The 20313-nt window shown below is 64.5% G+C and carries 17 protein-coding genes; 1 reads left to right on the top strand and 16 read right to left on the bottom strand.

Annotation, left to right across the window (positions count from 1 at the left end):
* Positions 1-3 precede the first annotated feature (3 nt).
* Both secA and ABGX75_RS10560 read right to left on the bottom strand, forming a co-directional pair.
* Positions 4-2742: a preprotein translocase subunit SecA gene (gene secA / locus ABGX75_RS10565; protein ID WP_347411331.1), complete on the bottom strand. Its 2739-nt coding sequence runs from the start codon at positions 2740-2742 to the stop codon at positions 4-6.
* A 69-nt stretch (positions 2743-2811) separates the two neighbouring features.
* Positions 2812-3183: a hypothetical protein gene (locus tag ABGX75_RS10560; RefSeq protein ID WP_011507479.1), complete on the bottom strand. Its 372-nt coding sequence runs from the start codon at positions 3181-3183 to the stop codon at positions 2812-2814.
* Positions 3184-3251: 68 nt separating this feature from the next.
* Here ABGX75_RS10560 and ABGX75_RS10555 point away from each other — a divergent pair, with 68 nt between their 5' ends.
* Positions 3252-3722, top strand: coding sequence for a DciA family protein (locus ABGX75_RS10555; RefSeq protein ID WP_011507480.1), 471 nt, complete (start codon positions 3252-3254; stop codon positions 3720-3722).
* 84 nt (positions 3723-3806) lie between these two features.
* On the opposite strand, the gene lpxC is transcribed toward ABGX75_RS10555, so the two are convergent.
* The 14 genes from lpxC to ftsL all read right to left on the bottom strand — a co-directional run bounded on the left by lpxC (position 3807) and on the right by ftsL (position 20308).
* The gene (gene lpxC, locus ABGX75_RS10550) at positions 3807-4718 is read right to left on the bottom strand and encodes a UDP-3-O-acyl-N-acetylglucosamine deacetylase (protein WP_011507481.1); all 912 of its coding nucleotides are present in this window, start codon (positions 4716-4718) and stop codon (positions 3807-3809) included.
* A gap of 116 nt (positions 4719-4834) precedes the next feature.
* On the bottom strand, positions 4835-6019 hold the full coding sequence (ftsZ, locus tag ABGX75_RS10545; protein ID WP_011507482.1) for a cell division protein FtsZ: 1185 nt from the start codon (positions 6017-6019) through the stop codon (positions 4835-4837).
* Positions 6020-6057: 38 nt separating this feature from the next.
* Positions 6058-7329: a cell division protein FtsA gene (ftsA, locus tag ABGX75_RS10540; RefSeq protein WP_011507483.1), complete on the bottom strand. Its 1272-nt coding sequence runs from the start codon at positions 7327-7329 to the stop codon at positions 6058-6060.
* A gap of 201 nt (positions 7330-7530) precedes the next feature.
* Positions 7531-8253 carry a cell division protein FtsQ/DivIB gene (locus ABGX75_RS10535; RefSeq protein WP_011507484.1) on the bottom strand — a complete coding sequence of 241 codons (723 nt, stop codon included), beginning with the start codon at positions 8251-8253 and terminating at the stop codon, positions 7531-7533.
* Between the two features lie 8 nt (positions 8254-8261).
* Positions 8262-9206 (bottom strand): D-alanine--D-alanine ligase, encoded by a 945-nt coding sequence (locus ABGX75_RS10530; RefSeq protein ID WP_347411330.1) that lies wholly within the window; start codon positions 9204-9206, stop codon positions 8262-8264.
* Positions 9203-10615: a UDP-N-acetylmuramate--L-alanine ligase gene (gene murC / locus ABGX75_RS10525; protein WP_347411434.1), complete on the bottom strand. Its 1413-nt coding sequence runs from the start codon at positions 10613-10615 to the stop codon at positions 9203-9205. Before murC ends, ABGX75_RS10530 begins: the two co-directional genes overlap by 4 nt.
* A gap of 40 nt (positions 10616-10655) precedes the next feature.
* Positions 10656-11750, bottom strand: coding sequence for an undecaprenyldiphospho-muramoylpentapeptide beta-N-acetylglucosaminyltransferase (murG, locus tag ABGX75_RS10520; protein ID WP_347411329.1), 1095 nt, complete (start codon positions 11748-11750; stop codon positions 10656-10658).
* A complete protein-coding gene (ftsW, locus tag ABGX75_RS10515; protein ID WP_011507488.1) occupies positions 11750-12934 on the bottom strand; it encodes a putative lipid II flippase FtsW in 1185 nt (394 codons plus the stop codon). Before ftsW ends, murG begins: the two co-directional genes overlap by 1 nt.
* Positions 12928-14295 carry a UDP-N-acetylmuramoyl-L-alanine--D-glutamate ligase gene (murD, locus tag ABGX75_RS10510; protein ID WP_347411328.1) on the bottom strand — a complete coding sequence of 456 codons (1368 nt, stop codon included), beginning with the start codon at positions 14293-14295 and terminating at the stop codon, positions 12928-12930. Before murD ends, ftsW begins: the two co-directional genes overlap by 7 nt.
* Position 14296: 1 nt before the next feature.
* Complete coding sequence (gene mraY / locus ABGX75_RS10505; RefSeq protein WP_011507490.1) at positions 14297-15379, bottom strand: phospho-N-acetylmuramoyl-pentapeptide-transferase; 1083 nt, start codon at positions 15377-15379, stop codon at positions 14297-14299.
* A 9-nt stretch (positions 15380-15388) separates the two neighbouring features.
* Positions 15389-16747, bottom strand: coding sequence for a UDP-N-acetylmuramoyl-tripeptide--D-alanyl-D-alanine ligase (murF, locus tag ABGX75_RS10500; protein WP_035412065.1), 1359 nt, complete (start codon positions 16745-16747; stop codon positions 15389-15391).
* Positions 16744-18273: a UDP-N-acetylmuramoyl-L-alanyl-D-glutamate--2,6-diaminopimelate ligase gene (locus ABGX75_RS10495; RefSeq protein WP_347411327.1), complete on the bottom strand. Its 1530-nt coding sequence runs from the start codon at positions 18271-18273 to the stop codon at positions 16744-16746. The genes murF and ABGX75_RS10495 overlap by 4 nt, the downstream gene beginning before the upstream one ends.
* Complete coding sequence (locus tag ABGX75_RS10490; RefSeq protein ID WP_011507493.1) at positions 18273-19985, bottom strand: penicillin-binding protein 2; 1713 nt, start codon at positions 19983-19985, stop codon at positions 18273-18275. Before ABGX75_RS10490 ends, ABGX75_RS10495 begins: the two co-directional genes overlap by 1 nt.
* Positions 19982-20308 (bottom strand): cell division protein FtsL, encoded by a 327-nt coding sequence (ftsL, locus tag ABGX75_RS10485; protein ID WP_011507494.1) that lies wholly within the window; start codon positions 20306-20308, stop codon positions 19982-19984. Before ftsL ends, ABGX75_RS10490 begins: the two co-directional genes overlap by 4 nt.
* Positions 20309-20313: the final 5 nt, after the last annotated feature.

Genomic DNA, 20313 nt, shown 5'->3' with positions numbered 1-20313 from the left:
GTATCAATTCAACTTGCCGTGACAATGCTTGTACTTCTTGCCCGATCCGCAGGGACAAAGGTCGTTGCGACCCACCTTGGGCCCGTCGCGGCGCACCGGCTGTGCGTCGTCGACGGATTCGCCGCTGGCTTCCTCGCTCTCGGCCACGGCCTCGGCCGAGGCCACGGCATCTTCGTGCACCGGCTGGCTGACCGCCCGCTCACGCTCCAGCGTCGCGCGGCGCTCGCGTTCGAGTTCGTCGACTTCTTCCTGGCGCCGCACCTGGACGTGACTCAGGATGCGGATGACATCGTGCTTGATATTGCCCAGCAGGGCCTGGAACAGCTCGAAGGCTTCGCGCTTGTATTCCTGCTTGGGATTCTTCTGGGCGTAACCGCGCAGGTGGATGCCGCGACGCAGATGATCCATGTGCTGCAGATGCTCTTTCCAGCGCGTGTCCAGGACCTGCAGCATGACTTGCTTCTCGAAGCGCCGCATCAGTTCCGGACCGACCGCTTCGGCCTTGCTGGTGAACAGCCCGCGATGCTGGTCATGCAGGCGCTCGCGCAGCAGTTCCTCGTGGAAGTGCTCGTCTTCTTCGGCCCACTGCACGAGCGGCACATCGAGATTGAACTCTTGCTTGAGATAATCCTGCAGCCCCGGCAGGTCCCACTGCTCGGCCAGGCTCTGGGGCGGCACATAGCTGCTGATGGCCTCCGACAGGACCTGCTCGCGAATCTCGGCGATGTTCGATGACAGATCGTCGGCGGCGAGCACTTCGTCGCGCTGTTGATAGACGACACGACGCTGGTCGTTGGACACGTCGTCGTATTCCAGCAGCTGCTTGCGGATATCGAAGTTGCGCCCCTCGACCTTCTTCTGCGCTCGTTCGACGGCATTGGAGACCATCTTGTGCTCGATCGCCTCGCCATGCTCGAGCCCCAGGGCCTGCATCAAGCGTTGCACGCGGTCGGAGCCGAACAAGCGCATGAGGTTGTCTTCCAGTGACAGGAAGAAACGCGTCGACCCCGGGTCCCCCTGGCGGCCGGCACGTCCCCGCAACTGGTTGTCGATACGCCGGGACTCGTGACGCTCGGAGCCGATGACATGCAGCCCGCCCGCGGCGAGCACGGCATCGTGGCGCTCCTGCCAGGCGGCCTTGAGGGCTTCGATCTGTTCGTCGCTGGGATCGTCGAGCGCTGCGGCCTCGGCCTCCCAGTTCCCCCCCAGCACGATGTCGGTACCGCGGCCGGCCATGTTGGTGGCGATGGTCACGGCCCCGGGGCGCCCCGCCTGGGAGATGATCTCGGCCTCGCTCTGGTGCTGCTTGGCGTTGAGCACGTTGTGAGGAATCTGGTGCTGCTGCATCAGCTTGGCGAGGTATTCGGACGTTTCGATCGACGCCGTCCCGACCAGCACCGGGCGGCCGGCTTCGCGCTGGGTCTTGACGTCTTCGATGATCGCTTCGAATTTCTCCTCACCGCTCATGTAGACCAGGTCATTGTGGTCCACACGCACCAGCGGCCGGTTGGTGGGAATGACCATGACATCCAGGCCATAGATCTGGCGGAACTCGAATGCCTCGGTATCCGCGGTGCCCGTCATGCCCGACAGCTTGTCATAGAGGCGGAAGTAGTTCTGGAAGGTGGTCGACGCCAGGGTCTGGCTTTCCTTCTGGATGGTGACCCCTTCCTTGGCCTCGACGGCCTGGTGAAGCCCCTCCGACCAGCGGCGTCCGTGCATGGTGCGGCCGGTATGCTCGTCGACGATGACCACCTCGCCGTTGGCGACGATGTAATCGACATCGCGATGGTAGAGATGGCGCGCGCGCAGGGCCGAATGAACGTGTTGCAGAAGCCCCAGGTTCTGGGCCGAGTACAGCGAGTCGTCCTGCCCGAGCATCTCGGCGTCGCGCAGCAGGCCTTCCAGCTTCTGGTGCCCGGTTTCGGTGAGTTCGACCTGCTTCTGCTTTTCGTCGAGGATGAAATCCCCGCTGGTGGGGTCTTCCTCGTCGCTGCACTCCTCGAGCTGTACGGAGAGCTGATTGATGCGCCGATACATGTCGACGTTTTCCTCGACCGGACCCGAGATGATCAGCGGGGTACGCGCTTCGTCGATCAGGATCGAGTCGACCTCATCGATGATCGCGTAATGCAGTGAGCGCTGGACCTTGTCGTCCAGCGAGAACGCCATGTTGTCGCGCAGGTAGTCGAAGCCGAATTCGTTGTTGGTGCCGTAGGTGATATCGCAGGCGTAGGCCTCGCGCTTCTGCGTCGAGGATTGGCCGGAGAAGATGGTACCCACGCTGAGACCGAGAAACTCGTACAGGGGGCGCATCCACTCGGCATCGCGGCTCGCCAGGTAATCGTTGACGGTCACCACGTGCACGCCCTTGCCGGTCAACGCATTGAGATAGACCGCCAAGGTCCCCACCAGCGTCTTGCCTTCGCCGGTCTTCATCTCGGCGATTCGCCCCTCGTGCAGGGTCATCCCGCCGACCATCTGCACATCGAAGTGGCGCATCCCCATCACCCGCTTGCTCGCCTCGCGTACCACGGCGAAGGCTTCCGGCAGGAGCTTGTCGAGGGACTCGCCCGCTTCCAGGCGTTGACGAAACTCGGCGGTCTTGGCGGTCAAGGAGGCGTCATCGAGCGCCTCGAATGTCGGTTCCAGTGCGTTGATGGCCTCGCAGGCCTTGCGCATGCGTTTGACTTCGCGCTCGTTCTTCGAGCCGACCAGCTTGCGTACGATAGTATTGAGCATGTGAGATCCTGAATTCCAAAAGTGCCTGAACGAAATCGTCGGGTCACCGCCCGGGGGGCGATGTCGGCATCAGGCGGCAAGCCGCCGTGAGCCATGAACGCAGGCAGTACTGGGAGGACCTCGGCGTGACAGGGTATCCACCCCGACGCTCATCAGGTGGCAGACACGCCGTGGCAATCGCACGCGGCGTGGCGTGAAGGGGCGACGACGCCCGGTCAGCAGGCGGCGACGGTGTGCCACGCGTCGCGACTGCGCCCGGATGACCTCGGGCGCCATCAGGCAAATCTGCGTCAGGCGCTCGGCGATGCGCAGCGCCTCGGGATGCATCAGCCCGGCGGGTAACAGACATCCGACCAGCAGTCCGGCGAGCCACCACTGGGCGCGGTGGCGCGCGCGCACCCGGCGCGGCGACGCGGGACTGTCGTGTGTAGCGCTGGTCATGCTATCGACGAGCTCCGGCTCATGGTAGATTGCGCAGACATTCTGCTTTCCTTCGCGCGGGCAAGCCCATGAGTATAAAGGCTAAGCGTTTCCGAGCCCAGTCCATCCACCATCTCATCGACGGCTCAGGCGAGCTGGGCTCGGTGGTGCGCATGGCCAAGCTGCTGGAGCGGGCACAGCAGCACCTGCGGAGCAGCCTGCCCAGCGAGGTCGCCGAGCACCTTTACGTCGGCGGCTACCGCGAAGGCGCCTTGACCCTGATTACCGATGGTGCGGTGTGGTTGACGTGGCTGCGCTACGAACGCCAGCGCTTGCTGACGCTGTTGCGCCAGTTGCCCGAGTTCGAGGCGGTGCTCACGCTCGAATTCAAGGTACGCCCGGTACACCCTCTCAAGGCGCCGGTCACCCAGGCACGCACGCTGTCCTCCGAGGCCGCCCACCATCTCAAGGCCTGCGCCGAAGACACCGACGACCCACGACTCAAGAAAGCCCTCGCACGACTGGCCGCCCACGCGCCCGATGCGTCACGCTCCTCCTGACGCTCGAGGCCACGCATAAAAAACACGCATAAAAAACGCCGGCCCGGGGCCGGCGTCAATCAAGCTTGTCCATTCGCCTGCATGTCAGGCCAACGCTGGTGCCGCATAGGAAATCGGCGCCGTCTGGGTGTCATCCTCGAAGGTGACGATTTCCCAGGCATCCTGCTGAGCCATCAGCGCACGGCACAGCTTGTTGTTCAAGCCATGACCGGATTTGACGCCACGGAATTCGCCGATGAGGCTGTGCCCCAGCTGATACAGGTCGCCGATCGCATCGAGCACCTTGTGCTTGACGAACTCGTCCTCGTAACGCAGGCCGCCCTCGTTGACGATGCGGTAATCGTCGACGACGATGGCGTTGTCCAGGCTGCCGCCCAGCGCGAGGTTCTGCGCGCGCAGGTGTTCCAGGTCACGCATGAAACCGAAGGTTCGCGCTCGCGAGACTTCCTTGACGAAGGACGTCGTGGAAAAATCGACGCTCGCCGTCTGCTTCTGATGTGCGAAGACCGGGTGGTCGAAATCGATGGCAAACGCCACCTTGAACCCGTTGTGCGGCAAGAAACGTGCTTCCTTGCCGTCTTCCTCGACCACGATCTCGCGCTTGATGCGGATGAACTTCTTGGGCGCGCCCTGCTCGGCGATGCCCGCCGACTGAATCAGGAATACGAAGGGACCGGCACTGCCGTCCATGATCGGGACTTCCGCTGCGCTGAGTTCGACGAAGACGTTGTCGATTCCCAAGCCCGCGAACGCCGACATCAAGTGTTCGACCGTCGCGACCTTGACGCCGTCACGCGATAGCGCGGTACACAGCGTGGTATCGGTCACGTATTCGGCGTTGGCGGCAATCTGCACCACCGGGTCCAGATCGGTACGCACGAATACGATACCGGTGTTGACCGGTGCGGGACGCAGCGTCAGGTAGACCTTTTCGCCTGAGTGCAAACCGACACCCGTGGCGCGGATGGTATTCTTTAATGTACGTTGTCTAATCATGGGCGTAAGCCAAGCTTGGAAATCGTTATGAAACGCCGTTCACTATAACACCGAACAGACGTTTCAACAAAAAAATGTCGCCTGGCCACGCCTATGTGCCCAGCGGTTCTACGCGATCAATCGGCCTGGCGACGCAGAAACGCCGGAATGTCCAGGTAGTCGTCGAGTTCCTGGGACTTGCGACGCGACTCCTGGCGTGATTTCGCCGAGTCTTCCTGCTCCTTGGCCGCCTGCTGACGCATCACCGTGGGTTGCTGCAACTTGCGGTAGTCCGGCGACTCGGCGCTGCGCGCGGCCGCGACCGTTTCGCGCTGCGGTGTCGACACCGCGGCTTTTTCCTTGAGACCTTCGAGACCCGCGGCCACCACGGTGACCCGCAACTCGTCGGACATTTCCATGTCGATGGACGTCCCCACCACGATGGTGGCGTCCTGCGACGCGAATTCCTGCACGGTCGCCCCGACGTCGTTGAATTCGCCGATGGAAAGATCCGGCCCCGCCGTGATGTTGACCAGGATGCCGCGCGCGCCATGCAGGTCGATATCTTCCAGCAAGGGGCTGCGAATCGCTTTTTCGGCGGCTTCGCGAGCACGGTTCTCGCCCGTGGCTCCGCCAGTTCCCATCATCGCCATGCCCATCTCCGACATGACGGTACGCACGTCGGCGAAGTCGACGTTGATGATGCCGGGGCTGGTGATCAGCTCGGCAATGCCCTGCACCGCACCCAGCAGCACGTCGTTGGCCGCACTGAAGGCCGACAGCAGGCTCGCGTTCTTGCCAAGCACCGCCAGCAGCTTTTCATTGGGAATGGTAATCAACGAGTCGACGTACTCGGACAACGACGCCATCCCTTCCTCGGCGGCCCGCATGCGCTTCGGCCCCTCGAAGGGGAACGGGCGCGTGACGACCGCAACGGTCAGGATGCCCAGCTCCTTGGCCACCTGCGCGACGACGGGCGCACCGCCGGTACCGGTGCCGCCGCCCATGCCGGCAGTAATGAAGACCATGTCGGCGCCTTGCAGCAACTCGGCGACCCGCTCACGATCCTCCATGGCTGCCTGCCGCCCGACTTCGGGATTGGCACCTGCCCCCAGCCCCTTGGTAATTTCACTACCGAGTTGCAGAACGGTCTTGGCGGCAACACGCTTGAGCGCTTGCGCATCGGTGTTGGCACAGATGAACTCGACGCCTTCGATGTTGCTTTCGACCATGTGGTTGACGGCATTGCCACCACCACCACCGACGCCAATCACCTTGATAACCGCGCTGCTAGAAGGTGCGTTATCTACCAGTTCGAACATAAGCCCCGTCTCCTGTGACCGCTACCAGTGCGGCCCTCTCAGAAATTTCCTTTGAACCAGCCTTTGATCCTTTCCAACCCCGAGCGCTCCTGCCTGTGTCCACGTCGGGTATGAGCCTCTTCCCTACGGGGCTGAGCCGACACGACGGCATTACGTTTGGCATCATTCATACCGTAGAGTAGCAAACCCACTCCCGTCGAATAAATCGGGTTGCGGACGACATCGGCGAGACCACGAACATTGTGGGGATAAGCAATGCGCACGGGCATGTGAAAGATTTCCTCGGCCAGCTCGACGACACCCTCCATGCGCGACGTACCGCCGGTAAGCACGACACCGGCCGCTACGAGATCCTCGTAGCCGCTACGCCGCAGTTCTTCGCGTACCAATGTGAACAATTCTTCGTAACGGGGTTCGACCACTTCGGCCAGGGCCTGCCGGGACAAGTCCCGCGCCGGCCGGTCCCCCACGCTAGGAACCTTGATCATTTCGTCGCTGCTCGCGAGCTGGGTCAGCGCACAAGCGTATTTGACCTTGATGTCTTCTGCATACTGCGTCGGCGTACGCAGCGCCATGGCAATATCGTTGGTGACCTGATCGCCCGCAATGGGAATCACCGCCGTATGGCGTATGGCCCCTTCCGTGAACACGGCGATATCGGTCGTGCCGCCACCGATATCCACCATGCAGACACCCAGCTCGCGTTCGTCTTCCGTCAGCACCGCATAGCTCGACGCCAGCTGTTCCAGGATGATGTCATCGACCTCCAGCCCGCAGCGACGCACGCATTTCTCGATGTTCTGAACGGCATTGAGCGCCGCCGTCACCAGATGCACGCGCGCCTCGAGACGCACGCCGGACATGCCCAGGGGCTCGCGAATCCCTTCCTGATTGTCGATGGCGAATTCCTGGGGCAACACGTGCAGAATGCGCTGGCCTTCCGAGATGGCACGTGCGCGCGCCGAATCGATGACGCGATCGATGTCGGAGGGCGTGACCTCGCGCTCCTTGATCGCCACGACGCCATCGGAATTCATCGAGCTGATGTGGCTGCCCGCCACGCCAACATAGACCGAATGAATATCGCAACCGGCCATTAATTCGGCCTCTTCGACGGCACGCTGAATCGACTGCACGGTCGACTCGATGTTGATGACGACACCTTTTTTCATGCCGCGCGAAGGATGCGAGCCGATGCCGGCTATCTCGATGCTTCCATCATCGGAAGGTTGACCGACGATGGCCACCACCTTGGACGTTCCGATATCCAGCCCGACCACCATATTGGAAGCATTGGATTGTCCTGCCATAGGTCGGGTTCACTCCTCGAACTGAGCTGGGTTAAAAGCCATTGAGACACTAAAAACGCGTTGGGCCAATTATAGGAACAAGAGACTTGAAGTCACCACCCAACAAGCGAAACCGGCCTCAGAATACGGTTATTTTTGCAAAAAGGGAAACCCCCGACGCCCGGATTTCGTGGCCTGACGACGAAAAAGGCACCTGCAGCGTTACTCTGTCGCCTGCGTTTCGGTCTCGCCATGCCAGGCCACCGCGACCCCATTGGGATAACGCAAATCAATGTAGCGAATTTGCGACGCTTGCGCACCCAACTGGCGTTGCCAAGCGGCGGTAAAACGAGCCAGCCGAGGCTCCAGATCGGCGCGCCCCAGGATGACCCAGACACCATCATTGACCTGGAAACGCCAGGCACCGCGATTTTCGAGTCGCAACTGGGTCACCTGGAGGTCCAGGGTACCCAGCCGACGCACCAATGAATCGAGATACGCCAGCACTTCCGGCCCACTGCCCTTCGGACCGGCAAGGTCCGGCAAGGGTTCGTCGAACGCCTCGACCGGCCCCGGCGAAAAAGGCTTGCCGTGCGTATTGAGGAGCTTGTCGTCGTTCCAGTGCGCGACAGGCTCCTGCTCGAACAGCTCGAACCGCAACGCATCGGGCCACTCGCGGGAGACCTTCACCTCGGACAACCATTCGATGTCGCGCGCCTCGCGGCGCACCGCGTCCAGGTCGATGGACAACCATGTCTTGCCCTTGACCAGGGGCGCCAGGTTGCGCTGCAGATACGACGCCGACACATAGTCCAGATCACCGCCGACCGAGACCCGCTCGATGGGCCGGTCGAGCCAGATCCACAGCGTCCGCCCACCGGCGCCCAGCAGTACGACGAAGAGGATCAAGCCTAGCAAGGCACCCCGCAAACCGGCCTCCTTCATGGTATTGGTCAACTGCCGGTAATGGTGTCGAGAATTCGCAACACCAGTGCATCGAAATCGAGCCCCGCGTGCGCCGCCGCCTGGGGGACCAGGCTATGGTCGGTCATGCCGGGAACGGTATTGACCTCGAGCAACCAGAAGCGTCCCTGGGCGTCGCGCATCACATCGACGCGTCCCCAGCCACGCCCCCCGATCGCCTCGAAGGCGCGGCGGCAGACATCACCCAGCATGCGCTCTTCTTCTTGCTCCAACCCGCAGGGCAACAGATAGCGCGTCGTATCGGAATGATACTTGGCCTCGTAGTCGTAAAAACCGCTCGGCACTTCGACGCGAATCGCCGGCAGCACCTCGTCGCCGAGCAGCGACAGCGTATATTCCTCGCCCTGCACGAAACGTTCCGCCATGATCGCGCTATCGAAGCGCGACGCCTCGGCATGCGCAGCGATCAGTGCATCACGCGTCTCGACGATGCTGATGCCGATCGTCGAGCCTTCGTGCACCGGTTTGACGATCAAGGGCAACCCCAGGGCCTCGATCACGGCATCCCAGTCGGGCTCGCTCTCGAGCATCACGCTTTCGGGCGTGGGCAGACCATGGGCGCGCCAAAGCTGCTTGGTGCGTTCCTTGTCCATGCCCAGCGCGGAGGCCAGCACGCCGCTGCCCGTATAGGGAATCCCCAGCAGTTCCAGCGCGCCTTGCAAGGAACCGTCCTCGCCGTCGCGGCCATGCATGGCGATGAAGACGCGATCGGGGGCCAGCGCTTCGAGACCGCTCAGACCTCCCCCGGCGAAATCGAACCCGTGCGCATCGACCCCGCTGCGCACGAGCGATGCCAGCACCGCTCCGCCGCTCAGCAGCGAGACCTCGCGCTCGGCGGAGCGGCCACCGTAGACCACCACGACACGCCCGTGCCGACGACGTGAAGCGTCTCCATTCGTTACGGTGTCACTCATAGTTCCATTCCATTCAAATCTAACTGACCGGCCGCCAGCCGCAGCGAGATACCGCCGATGTCGCCCGCCCCCTGAGTGATCAGGATATCGTCGGGGCGCAGCACGCGCGACAGCAAGGCCGGCAGTTCCTGCTTGCTCTCGACGAAGATGGGGTCGACCTGCCCGCGCTGGCGAATCGAACCTGCCAGAGTGCGTCCTTCGGCGCCCGGAATGGGCGACTCGCCGGCACTGTAGACATCCAGCAGCAACAGGGTATCGACCCCCGACAGCACGCGCACGAAGTCTTCGTAGAGATCGCGGGTGCGCGAATAGCGGTGCGGCTGATACAGCATGACCAGGCGTCGCTCGGGCCAGCCGGCACGCACCGCGTCGATGACCATTTCCACCTCGCGCGGATGATGGCCGTAATCGTCGACCAGCATGACGTCGCCTTCGCCTCCCGGCGCCGGATAATAGCCATGGACCTGGAAGCGACGCCCCACACCGGCGAAGTGCAGAAGCCCTTGCTGGATCGCCGCGTCATCGACCCCGGCGTCGCTGGCCACGGCGATCGCGGCCAGCGCGTTGAGCGCGTTATGCCGCCCCGGCATGCCCAGGCGGATCTCCAGCGGCGCCATGCCCGGGGGACGCTCGGCGGTGAATTGCACCTCCCCGCCGCGCTGAACGAAGTCGCGCAGGCGATAATCGGCATCCTCCGCGAAGCCGTAGGTCACGAACTGGCGCTGAACCCGGGGCAGCAGGCCACGCACGTTATCGTCGTCGAGACACAGCACCGCCAGCCCGTAGAACGGCAGGTTGTGCAGAAATTCCAGGAAGGTGTCCTTCAGGCGCGTGAAATCGCCGGCATAGGTCGCCATGTGGTCGGCATCGATGTTCGTCACGATCGACACCATCGGCTGCAGATGCAGAAACGAGGCGTCGGACTCGTCGGCCTCGGCAACCAGATAATCGCCTTCGCCCAGACGCGCATTGGTGCCCGCACTGGTCAACTTGCCGCCGATCACGAAGGTCGGATCGAGTCCGCCCTCGGCCAGCAGGGTCGACGTCAGGCTGGTGGTGGTCGTCTTGCCATGTGTACCGGCCACGGCGATCCCGTGACGAAAGCGCATCAACTCGGCGAGCATCTCCGCGCGACGCACCACCGGAATGCGATGCTCTCGTGCCCAGCGGATTTCCGGGTTTTCGAGATCCACCGCCGTGGACACCACCAGCACATCGGCGCCATGCGCATGTTCGTCGACGTGCCCGATGTAGACGCGAATGTCGCAGTCGCGCAGGTGGCGTGTCACGGCCGACTCGCGCAAGTCGCTGCCGCTGACGATATAGCCCTGGTTGGCGAGCACCTCGGCAATGCCGCACATGCCTGCGCCGCCGATCCCCACGAAATGAATGTGCCGAATGCGACGCATGCCCAGCCCCGTGCGGTTCTGGCGAACAGGCGAGTGAACGCTACTGGCTGTCACGATTTGCCTCCATGCACCCCGCCACCAGGCGCTCGACGGCATCCAGGCGCGCTTGCGCGCGTGCTGACGTCGCCATGGTAGCCAGGGTCTCGGGTTCGAGAAGAGTTGCCAACGTCTCGGCGAGACTTTCCGCCGTGAGTTGCGTTTGTGGCATCAAGCGTGCCGCGCCGGCATCGACCAGCTGGCGCGCGTTGAGTGTCTGGTGGTCGTCGACGGCATGCGGAAACGGGACCAGGATGGACGGCTTGGCCGCCGCCGCCAGCTCGGCGATGGTCAAGGCACCGGCGCGGCAGACGATCAGGTCGGCCCAGTCATAGGCGGCCGCCATGTCATCGATGAACGCGCTCACCTCGGCCTCCACCCCCGCCTCGGCATATGCCGATTGCGTCGCGGTTTCCTTGTCGCGACCGGCCTGATGGCGAACATCGGGGCGTTGCGCCGCCGGCAATCGAGCCAGCGCCTGAGGCACCTGGGTGTTCAATGCCTGGGCTCCCAGCGACCCTCCCAGCACGAGCAGGCGCAAGAGACGTTGCCGCAAGGCATCGCTTCCACGCGGCGTCTCGCCCAGAGCCGCGATGTCGTCGCGCACGGGATTGCCCACCACCTCGGCCCGGTGCGCGCCGAACGCGCCCGGAAAGGCAGCGTAAACGCCATCGGCCAGTCTCGACAGGTAGCGATTGGTCATGCCGGCCACGGCATTCTGCTCATGAATGATCAGGCGCCGGCGCATCAACCAGGCCGCTAGCCCCCCGGGACCACTGGCAAAGCCGCCCAGCCCGACGACCAGTTGCGGATCGAATTTCGCGATGACCTGGCGCGCTTGCCAGATCGCCTTGGCCAGTCGCCATGGCGCCAGCAACCATCCCGCCATGCCGTTGCCACGCAGGCCGGCCACCTGAATGCGATGCAGCACGATGTCCGCCGCCGGGACCAGACGGTTTTCGATGCCGCGCGGACTGCCTAGCCATTCGACGCTCACCCCGCGGGCCCGCAAGGCGCGTGCCAGTGACAGCGCGGGCACGACATGCCCCCCGGTCCCGCCGGCCATGATCAAGACACGCGACACTTCCCGATATGACACTAGCGCTCTCCTTGCTCAGATTGCTTGGCCTGACGCGCCACCCGGGAAGCGCGCATCTTGGCGCGCAGCTCGGCATCGACCCGCAACAGCATGGCCACCATCACGCAGCTGACCACGAGGCTCGAGCCCCCGTAGCTCAGCAGCGGAAGCGTCAGGCCCTTGGTGGGCAGCATGCCGGTGCTGACGGCGATATTGATGAAGGCCTGGGCCCCGAAGACCAGGGAAATGCCGTAGCACAGGTAGGCGGAAAACGCCCAGCCGCGCAGTTCGGCCTTGCGCCCGATGCGTATGCCTCGAAAGATGAGCAGCGCAAAGAGACAGACCACGCTGACGGCGCCGATCAGTCCCAGCTCCTCGGCCAGTACCGCGAACACGAAATCGGTATGCGCCTCGGGCAGGTAAAACAGTTTCTGGACACTGTTGCCCAGGCCGAGCCCCAGCCAGTGGCCGCGACCGAAGGCGATCAGCGCCTGGGTCAGCTGATAGCCACTGGCATATTGATCGGCCCAGGGGTTGGCGAAGCTGGTGATGCGCTCGAGACGATACGGCTCGGCCACGGCCAAAAAGCCGGCGGCGGCCACCACCAGGATGGTCACCAGGCCGAAGCGCCACAACGGCGCGCCCGACATCAGCAGCATGCCCATCATGCAGCCGCCGATCACCACTATCGCACCGTAATCCGGCTCGAAGATCAGCAAGACGACATAGACACCCAGCACCACGAACGGACGCAGGAACGCGCCCCAGTCGCGACGCACCTCGGGCAGGTAGCGTTGCAGGTAATCGGCAAAATAAACGATCAAGCACAGCTTGGCGACTTCGGAAGCCTGCACGTTGGCGATGCCCAGCGGAATCCAGCGCTTGCTGCCGTTGACCTCACGCCCGATGAACAGCACCGCGATGAGCAGCACGACGCCCACCAGCAACAAGCCCGGCCCCCAGGCACGCCAGCGCTCCAGCGGGATACGCAGCGCAAACAACCCGACGAGCACCGAAAACACCACGAACACGCCATGGCGAATGCTGAAATAGTAGGGATTGCCCGTCAGGCTGGTCGCGATTTCCGACGACGCCGAGGTCACCATCACCCAGCCGATGATCAACAACGACGCCGTCGCCAGCAACAGCCAGCCATCGGTGGGCTGATCCTGCGTGGAAAGACGCTTTTCCCAACGCGCTAGCATGATGCCTCCCCCTCGGTCGCCAGCCACTGGCGAAACGCCTCGCCTCGCGCCATGTAGTTGGGGAATTGATCGAGGCTCGCGCAAGCGGGCGACAACAAGACGGTATCGCCCGCTCGGGCGATCGTCCGGGCACGCTGCATGGCGGCCGCGAGATCGGCGACGCGTGTCACCGGCAGTCTCGCGCTCAGGGCCTGCTCGAGGCGCTCGGCATCCCGCCCGAAGACGATCGCCTCGCGTGCATGGTGGGCCAGCGGCTCGGCCAAGGGCGAGAAATCCGCCCCCTTGCCGTCACCGCCTGCCAGCAGAATCAAGCGTCCCTCGAGATCCGGCCCGATCCCCGCGATCGCGGCCAGCGTCGCCCCCACGTTGGTCCCCTTGGAATCGTTGATCCACCGTACGCCTTCACGTTCGACGATGAATTCACCGCGATGCGGCAGTCCCGGAAAGCGCTCCAGCACTCGGCACATCGCCTCTCGCGACAGTCCCAGATGCGCGCCCATCGCCAGGGCCGCCAAGGCATTGGCATGGTTGTGACGCCCCGGCATGCGCACCTGGCCGACCGGCATGATCGCGGCGCGTCCCTGGGCGAGCCAGCGTTCACCGCCGTGATCGACGATGCCCCACTCCCCCGACTCGGGCATGTCCGTGGTGAAGCGCGTCACGGCGCATGACGGGGCATCCGGCCAGGTGGCCGGATCCTCGGCATTGACCACCGCATGGCGCGCGCCGCGGAAGATGCGCTGCTTCGCCGCACGGTAGCCCTGCATGTCGCCATGACGATCCAGATGATCTTCGGAGAGATTGAGAAAGGCTGCCGTGTCGGCGCCCAGCCAGGGCGTGGTTTCCAGTTGAAAACTGGACAGCTCGAGCACGAAAAGCTCGGCATCCGGCGACTCGTCCAGCAAGTCCAGCGCGGGAGTGCCCAGATTGCCGCCGACGGCCGTCTTCCATCCGGATTCGCGGGCCATCTCGCCGAGCAGCGTGGTGACCGTCGACTTGGCATTGGAGCCCGTGATCGCGGCGATCGGCGATCGGCATTCGCGCACGAAAAGCGCCATCTCGCCGACCACTTCAGGCCCCGAGCCAGGATGATCGACGTAATCGATCAGCCCCGGCGTCCGAGGATCGACACCGGGGCTGAGCACGATCTCTCGGGCCTCTTGCATGTCGAGGGCCTCGAGCGGGCCGCAGACGACGTCCACCCCGGGATGCGCGGCCCGGAATGCCTCCAGGCCGGCTGGCGACTCACGCGTATCGGCGACCATGAAGGGCTCGCCCCGACGCGACAGATGCCGCGCGATGGCCTGTCCGGAGACGCCCAGACCGATGACCAGCGTATGTGCAGCGGGCACCCTGGGCATGTCAGCGAATCTTCAACGTGGCGAGACCCAACAGGACCAGTACCACCGTGATGATCCAGAAACGTACGATCACCCGAGGCTCCGGCCACCCCTTGAGCTCGAAGTGATGATGCAGGGGCGCCATGCGGAAGATACGTCGCCCCGTCAGCTTGTAGGAACCCACCTGCAGCATGACCGAGACGGTTTCCATCACGAACACCCCGCCCATGATGAAGAGCACGATCTCCTGACGCACGATGACGGCCACCACCCCGAGCGCGGCGCCCAGGGCCAACGCCCCGACATCGCCCATGAAGACCTGCGCCGGGTAGGTGTTGAACCACAGGAAGCCGAGTCCCGCGCCGGCGATGGTACCGCAGAACACGGCAAGCTCGCCGGCCCCGGGCACCAGGGGGATGTGCAGGTACTGCGCGAAGACGGTGTTACCGCTCGCATAGGCGAAGATCGCCAGCCCCATGGCGACGAGCACGGTCGGCATGATCGCCAGGCCGTCGAGCCCGTCGGTCAGGTTGACCGCATTGGAGCTGCCCACGATGACGAAATAGGTCAAGACGATGTAGAACAGCCCCAGCGGTACCACGACGTCCTTGAACAGGGGCACGATCAGGCTGACCTCGACGGGGCTGGCCGCCGTGAGATACAAGGTGACCGCCGCGCCCAGCCCGATGGCCGACTGCCAGAAATACTTCCAGCGTGCCGGCAGGCCGCGTGGGTTCTTCTCCACCACCTTGCGGTAATCGTCGACCCAGCCGATCGCACCGAAGCCCAGCGTCACCGCCAGGACGAGCCAGACGTAATGGTTGGTCAAGTCACCCCACAACAGGGTACTCACGGCGATGGCGATGAGGATCATCGCACCGCCCATGGTCGGCGTGCCGGCCTTGGAGAGGTGCGACTGCGGGCCGTCGTCGCGCACTGCCTGACCGATCTGGCGTTCGACCAGACGGCGTATCACCTGCGGCCCCAGCCACAGGCAAAGCATCAGCGCGGTCAGCGTCCCCAGGATCACGCGCAGTGTCAGGTAGTTGAAAACGTTGAAGGCGCTCTGAAAGTGCGCCAATAAGTCAGCCAGGAAAAGCAGCATGAGTCGCGTTCACCTTGGTGCATCCGTGCGCAGGTCGGCAATCAAGCGTTCCATGCCGGCACTGCGCGATCCCTTGACCAGGACACTGGCCCCGGGGGGAAGATGGTCGTGGGCATAGCGCACCAGCGCCGCCCAATCATCGAAATGACACCCGCGATCACCGAATGCCGCCACGGCCGGGCGAGCATCGGCGCCGAAGGTGCCGAGAAAGTCGATCTTCAGTTCCCGCGCGACGCGTCCAAGGTCCGCGTGCAGCCGTTCGCTCTCGGCGCCCAGCTCGCCCAGGGCGCCGAGAAAACACCAGCGTGGCGCCGGCATCTCCGCGAGCACGGCCAACGCGGCTCGCACCGCGCCGGGATTGGCATTGTAGGTATCGTCCAGCAGGCGCGTACCGCGAATGCCCGGCACGTTCATCATGCGCCCCGGCATCGTCCGGCAGGCCTCCAGGCCGGCGACGATGTCCTCGGCCGGCACGCGCAGCGCCCAGGCAGCGGCGGCACTGGCCAGCGCGTTGCGTACGTTGTAGCGGCCCAGCAATGCCAGGCGAACACGCCCCAGCGACACGCCGTCGACGAATAGCGTGAAAGCATAACGCCCGTCGTCGTCGCAGGCCAGCGCCTCGGCGCGCACTCGGGCAGCCGGATCGAGGCCAAAGTCGAGCACCTCGGCGTCGCCGGCCAATTCACGCCACATGGGGTAGAAACGATCATCGCGGTTGAGCACCGCCGTCCCCGATGCCGAGAGCCCGAGGAGGATTTCCGCCTTGGCCTGGGCGATGCGACCGATCCCGCCGAACTCGCCGACATGCGCGCCAGTGACGTTGGTGATCACGGCCACGTCGGGAATCGCCAGCGATGTGGTCCAGGCGATCTCGCCCAGGTGATTGGCGCCCAGTTCGATGACCGCGCGACGATGCGCCGACGACAGGGCGAGCAGTGTCTGCGGGGCACCAATATCGTTGTTGAGGTTGCCACGCGTGGCCAGCGTGGGATGGACACGCGACAGGATCGCGGCCAGCATCTCCTTGACCGTCGTCTTGCCGCTGTTGCCGGTCACTGCAACCAGCTCTCCCGACCAGGCACGCCGTGCGGCACGCGCCAGTATTCCCAGCGCCAGACGCGTATCCGCGACTTCGATCTGGGCCAGCGGAGATGCCACGCGACGCGATACCACCGCTGCCACTGCCCCGCTGGCCCGCGCCTGCTCGAGAAACTCGTGCCCGTCGAAACGCTCACCGACCAGGGCGACGAACACGTCGCCCGGCGAAACATGCCGTGTATCGGTCGTTACACCGGTCACGGGGGCGTCGACATCGGGCGGTGGCGCCCCCAGCCAGGTCGCGATGGTCTGCACGCTCGTGGTGTTCATGCCTGTCGCGCCCCACGCCGGTCGAGCGCCTCGCGGGCGATATCGATATCGCTGAACGGATGACGTTCCCCGGCGATTTCCTGGTAGGTCTCGTGCCCCTTGCCGGCAATCAGAACGATGTCGTGCTCGCCGGCGGCGTCCAGCGTCCACTCGATGGCCTCTCGTCGGCCGCCCATGCACTCCGCCCGCGCTCGGCCGTCGGTCGAGAGCCCCGCGGCGATCTCGTCGCGAATCGCTGCAGCGGGCTCGCCACGCGGATTGTCGTCGCTGATCACCAGGCGGTCGGCCAGCGCCTCCGCAGCCTGCGCCATCAAGGGGCGCTTGCCGCGGTCCCGGTCACCGCCGCAACCGAACACGCACCAAAGCTTGGCACCGTCGCTGCTGGGCAGGTGTGCACACAAGGCCTCCAGTGCATTGCGCAGGGCGTCCGGCGTATGTGCATAGTCCACGACGACTGTGGGAGCGTTCTCCGCCACCAAGCGCTGCATGCGCCCCGGCACCGGCGCGAGACGGGCGGCGGCCGAGAACAAGGCATTCAGCTCGGCGCCCATGCCGTAAAGCGTCGCCATCGCCAGCAGAACATTGTCGAGATTGAAACGCCCCAGCAATGACAGGTCGAGCTCGATCTCGCCTTCCGGCGTCGCAATCAGGGCACGCTGGCCCTGGGCATGGGGGAACCAGTCGATGACGCGCAGGGTCGTGGCCTCCTGCGTGCCGGTGGCGAGCACCCGTACGCCCTTTGCCAGCCCCGCCAGCATGAGTGGCGACAGCCGGTCGTCCCCGTTGACCACCGCCAGGGCAAGCTCGCGATGCTGGAACAGACGCGCCTTGGCCGCCGCGTAGGCCGCCATGCTGCCATGATAATCGAGGTGGTCCCGGCTGAGATTGGTATATACCGCCGCGTGGAAACGGCACCCCGCCACCCGCCCCTGCTCGAGCGCATGCGACGATACCTCCATGGCCACGCGACCGACGCCCTCGGCGCTCAGCTCGCCCAGCGCCGACTGCAGCGCCAGCGGCCCCGGGGTGGTCAACCGGGCCGGCCGAAGATGCTGGGGACGCCCGACACCCAGCGTGCCGATCACCGCCGCCGGCGTGCCGAGCGCCTCGGACAGCGCAGCGAGATAGTGGGTCACGGAACTCTTGCCGTTGGTTCCGGTGACGCCGATCAGTTCGAGCGACGCAGGCACCGCGAACACGTGACGCCCCAGCTCACCGAGCTGACCGCGCAACCCCGGCACGGCCAGAACGCGCGCCTCCTGCTCCGGCACGGACGTGGGCAATGCCTCCGCCTCGCAAAGCACGGCCTCCACGCCGGCTTCCAGCGCCTGGGCCACGAAGTCCCGTCCGTCGGCATGCACGCCCGGCACCGCCACGAAAAGCACGCCGGGCCCCGCCTCGCGGCTGTCCAGCGTCACCGCACAACGCTCCCGCTGCGGGCGCCATTCGTCGAGTCGCGCTGACGTGGCCTGCGCGGGCCATAGCCAGGCCAGGACGTCCACCAGACGCTGAGTATCGGTTTCCATCACTCGGAAGTCTCCTGTTTATCCGGCGGCACGTCGAGAAGCCGCAGCGCCTTGCCCACCACGCGGCCAAAGACCGGCGCCGCCACCAAGCCTCCGTAATACTCGTCTCCCTTGGGATTGTCGATCATCACGACCGTGACGATGCGCGGATCGGAGACCGGCGCAATGCCGGCGAACAAACTGCGATAGGCTTTCTGCTGGTAGCCCCCGGCCGTGACCTTGCGCACCGTACCGGTCTTGCCCGCGATCCGATAGCCATCCACCATCGCGCGTGCGCCCCCCGCATTGGGCTGGACGATCTGCTCCAGCATGCCCAGCAGCTCGTGCGCGATGTTCGGCGACATGACTTGATCGCCGAGCGGCGCGGACGGACGCTTCAGCAGCGATGCGTGCAGGCGCCGGCCGTCGTTGGCGATCGCCGTGTATGCACTGGCGAGCTGCAAGGGCGTCAACGAAATGCCGTAGCCATAGGCCATGGCCGCCCGAGCGCTTTGCGACAGACCGTATAGCGATGGCAGGCTACCGCTGCCCTCGCCGGGGAATCCGGTTTCCGGGGCTTGCCCCAGTCCCAGTGCCCGGTACTGGTTCCAGATGGTGTCCTTTTCCAGCTTCAGCGCGATGTGCGACATCCCGATATTCGAGGAGTGAAGCAGGATTCCCCCCGGGGTGAGCTTTCCGTAGTTGCGAAAGTCGCTGATGGTGTATCCGTCGATCACCATCCAGCCCGGCGAGGTATCGATGACCGTATCGGGATCGATCTCGTCCGTGGCCAGCGCAGCCGACATCGCCAGCGGCTTCATCACCGACCCCGGCTCGATGGCGTCGGTGATCGCCTGGTTGCGCAGGCCTTTGACATCGATGGATGTGCGATTGTTGGGGTTGTAGGAAGGCAGGTTGGCCATGGCCAGCACCTCGCCGTTGCGCGCATCCATCATCACCAGCGAGCCGCCGTCGGCATCATGCTCATCGACCGATTTCTTCAGCTCGCGATAGGCCATGTACTGCAGGCGCAGATCGATCGACAGCGTCAGGTCCCCACCGGGCTTGGCGTCCTGAAGCAGGTGCAGATCGCGCACGAGTCGTCCCTTGCGGTCCTTGAGCACACGACGCTTTCCGGGCTGCCCGGAGAGGTAGTCGTTGTAGGCCAGCTCGAGCCCCTCCTGCCCCTGATCGTCGATGTCGGTCACGCCCACCAGTTGGGCAGCCACCTCTCCCGACGGGTAGTAACGCTTGTACTCGTCCTTGGCATAGACGCCCGGCATGTCGAGCGCGAGTGCCGGCTGCGCTGCCTCCGGCGTCAAGCGCCGGCGCAGATACATGAACTCATGGTTGGCATACCGCTCGAGACGCGACTCGAGGGCATCGGGATTCATGTTCAAGGAACGCGCCAAGGTGGCGAGGCGAATCGGATCGTCGGGAAGCTCCTGGGGATTCGCCCACAGCGTGACCACGGGCGTCGAGATGGCCAAGGGATCGCCGTTACGGTCGGTGATCATGCCCCGGTGGGCATTGATGGGCTCCACACGCAAGGTGCGCGAATCCCCCTGATTCTGCAGGAAATCGCGGTCGATCACGTTGAGGTAAGTAATACGCCCCACCAGCGCGCCCAGGGCCAGGATGATGAGTGCCAGCAGGAACAGGTAACGTCCGCGCCCCGCAGGTCCCGTGTTGGGGGCACGACGCGACGAGGTGGTGGAGCGTTCGCGGCTCATCGGCGAATCACCTCGACGTCATTGACATCGGGAACGCGCATTTCCAGGCGTTCGGTCGCCACCTCCTCGACACGCGCCGGCGCCGACCAGGTGCTTTCTTCCAGCAGCAGACGCCCCCATGCGGTTTGCAAGCGATCCCGTTCACTTTCCAGTTGCTGGAAGCGGGCGTACTGAACGCGCGTCAGGTGAGTGCTCGCCACGGAGGCCAGGGCCGTGATCAACAATACGGCGACCAGCCCCGCCAGCACGATATGACTCCAGCGCAGCCGTTTGGCGAACGGCCATCGAAAGCGGGGTGCGGTATGTCGTCCTTGAGCCGCCATAGTGG

The sequence above is a fragment of the Chromohalobacter sp. genome (assembly GCF_039830575.1).
Lineage (GTDB): Bacteria > Pseudomonadota > Gammaproteobacteria > Pseudomonadales > Halomonadaceae > Chromohalobacter > Chromohalobacter israelensis.
This window is presented reverse-complemented; position numbering and strand designations above follow the sequence as displayed.

Bases quoted from the DNA above. Each gene is read 5' to 3' on its own strand.
- secA (WP_347411331.1), bottom strand. From the start codon at position 2,742: ATGCTCAATACTATCGTACGCAAGCTGGTCGGCTCGAAGAACGAGCGC.
- ABGX75_RS10560 (WP_011507479.1), bottom strand. From the start codon at position 3,183: ATGACCAGCGCTACACACGACAGTCCCGCGTCGCCGCGCCGGGTGCGC.
- ABGX75_RS10555 (WP_011507480.1), top strand. From the start codon at position 3,252: ATGAGTATAAAGGCTAAGCGTTTCCGAGCCCAGTCCATCCACCATCTC.
- lpxC (WP_011507481.1), bottom strand. From the start codon at position 4,718: ATGATTAGACAACGTACATTAAAGAATACCATCCGCGCCACGGGTGTC.
- ftsZ (WP_011507482.1), bottom strand. From the start codon at position 6,019: ATGTTCGAACTGGTAGATAACGCACCTTCTAGCAGCGCGGTTATCAAG.
- ftsA (WP_011507483.1), bottom strand. From the start codon at position 7,329: ATGGCAGGACAATCCAATGCTTCCAATATGGTGGTCGGGCTGGATATC.
- ABGX75_RS10535 (WP_011507484.1), bottom strand. From the start codon at position 8,253: ATGAAGGAGGCCGGTTTGCGGGGTGCCTTGCTAGGCTTGATCCTCTTC.
- ABGX75_RS10530 (WP_347411330.1), bottom strand. From the start codon at position 9,206: ATGAGTGACACCGTAACGAATGGAGACGCTTCACGTCGTCGGCACGGG.
- murC (WP_347411434.1), bottom strand. From the start codon at position 10,615: ATGCGTCGCATTCGGCACATTCATTTCGTGGGGATCGGCGGCGCAGGC.
- ftsW (WP_011507488.1), bottom strand. From the start codon at position 12,934: ATGCTAGCGCGTTGGGAAAAGCGTCTTTCCACGCAGGATCAGCCCACC.
- murD (WP_347411328.1), bottom strand. From the start codon at position 14,295: ATGCCCAGGGTGCCCGCTGCACATACGCTGGTCATCGGTCTGGGCGTC.
- mraY (WP_011507490.1), bottom strand. From the start codon at position 15,379: ATGCTGCTTTTCCTGGCTGACTTATTGGCGCACTTTCAGAGCGCCTTC.
- murF (WP_035412065.1), bottom strand. From the start codon at position 16,747: ATGAACACCACGAGCGTGCAGACCATCGCGACCTGGCTGGGGGCGCCA.
- ABGX75_RS10495 (WP_347411327.1), bottom strand. From the start codon at position 18,273: ATGGAAACCGATACTCAGCGTCTGGTGGACGTCCTGGCCTGGCTATGG.
- ABGX75_RS10490 (WP_011507493.1), bottom strand. From the start codon at position 19,985: ATGAGCCGCGAACGCTCCACCACCTCGTCGCGTCGTGCCCCCAACACG.
- ftsL (WP_011507494.1), bottom strand. From the start codon at position 20,308: ATGGCGGCTCAAGGACGACATACCGCACCCCGCTTTCGATGGCCGTTC.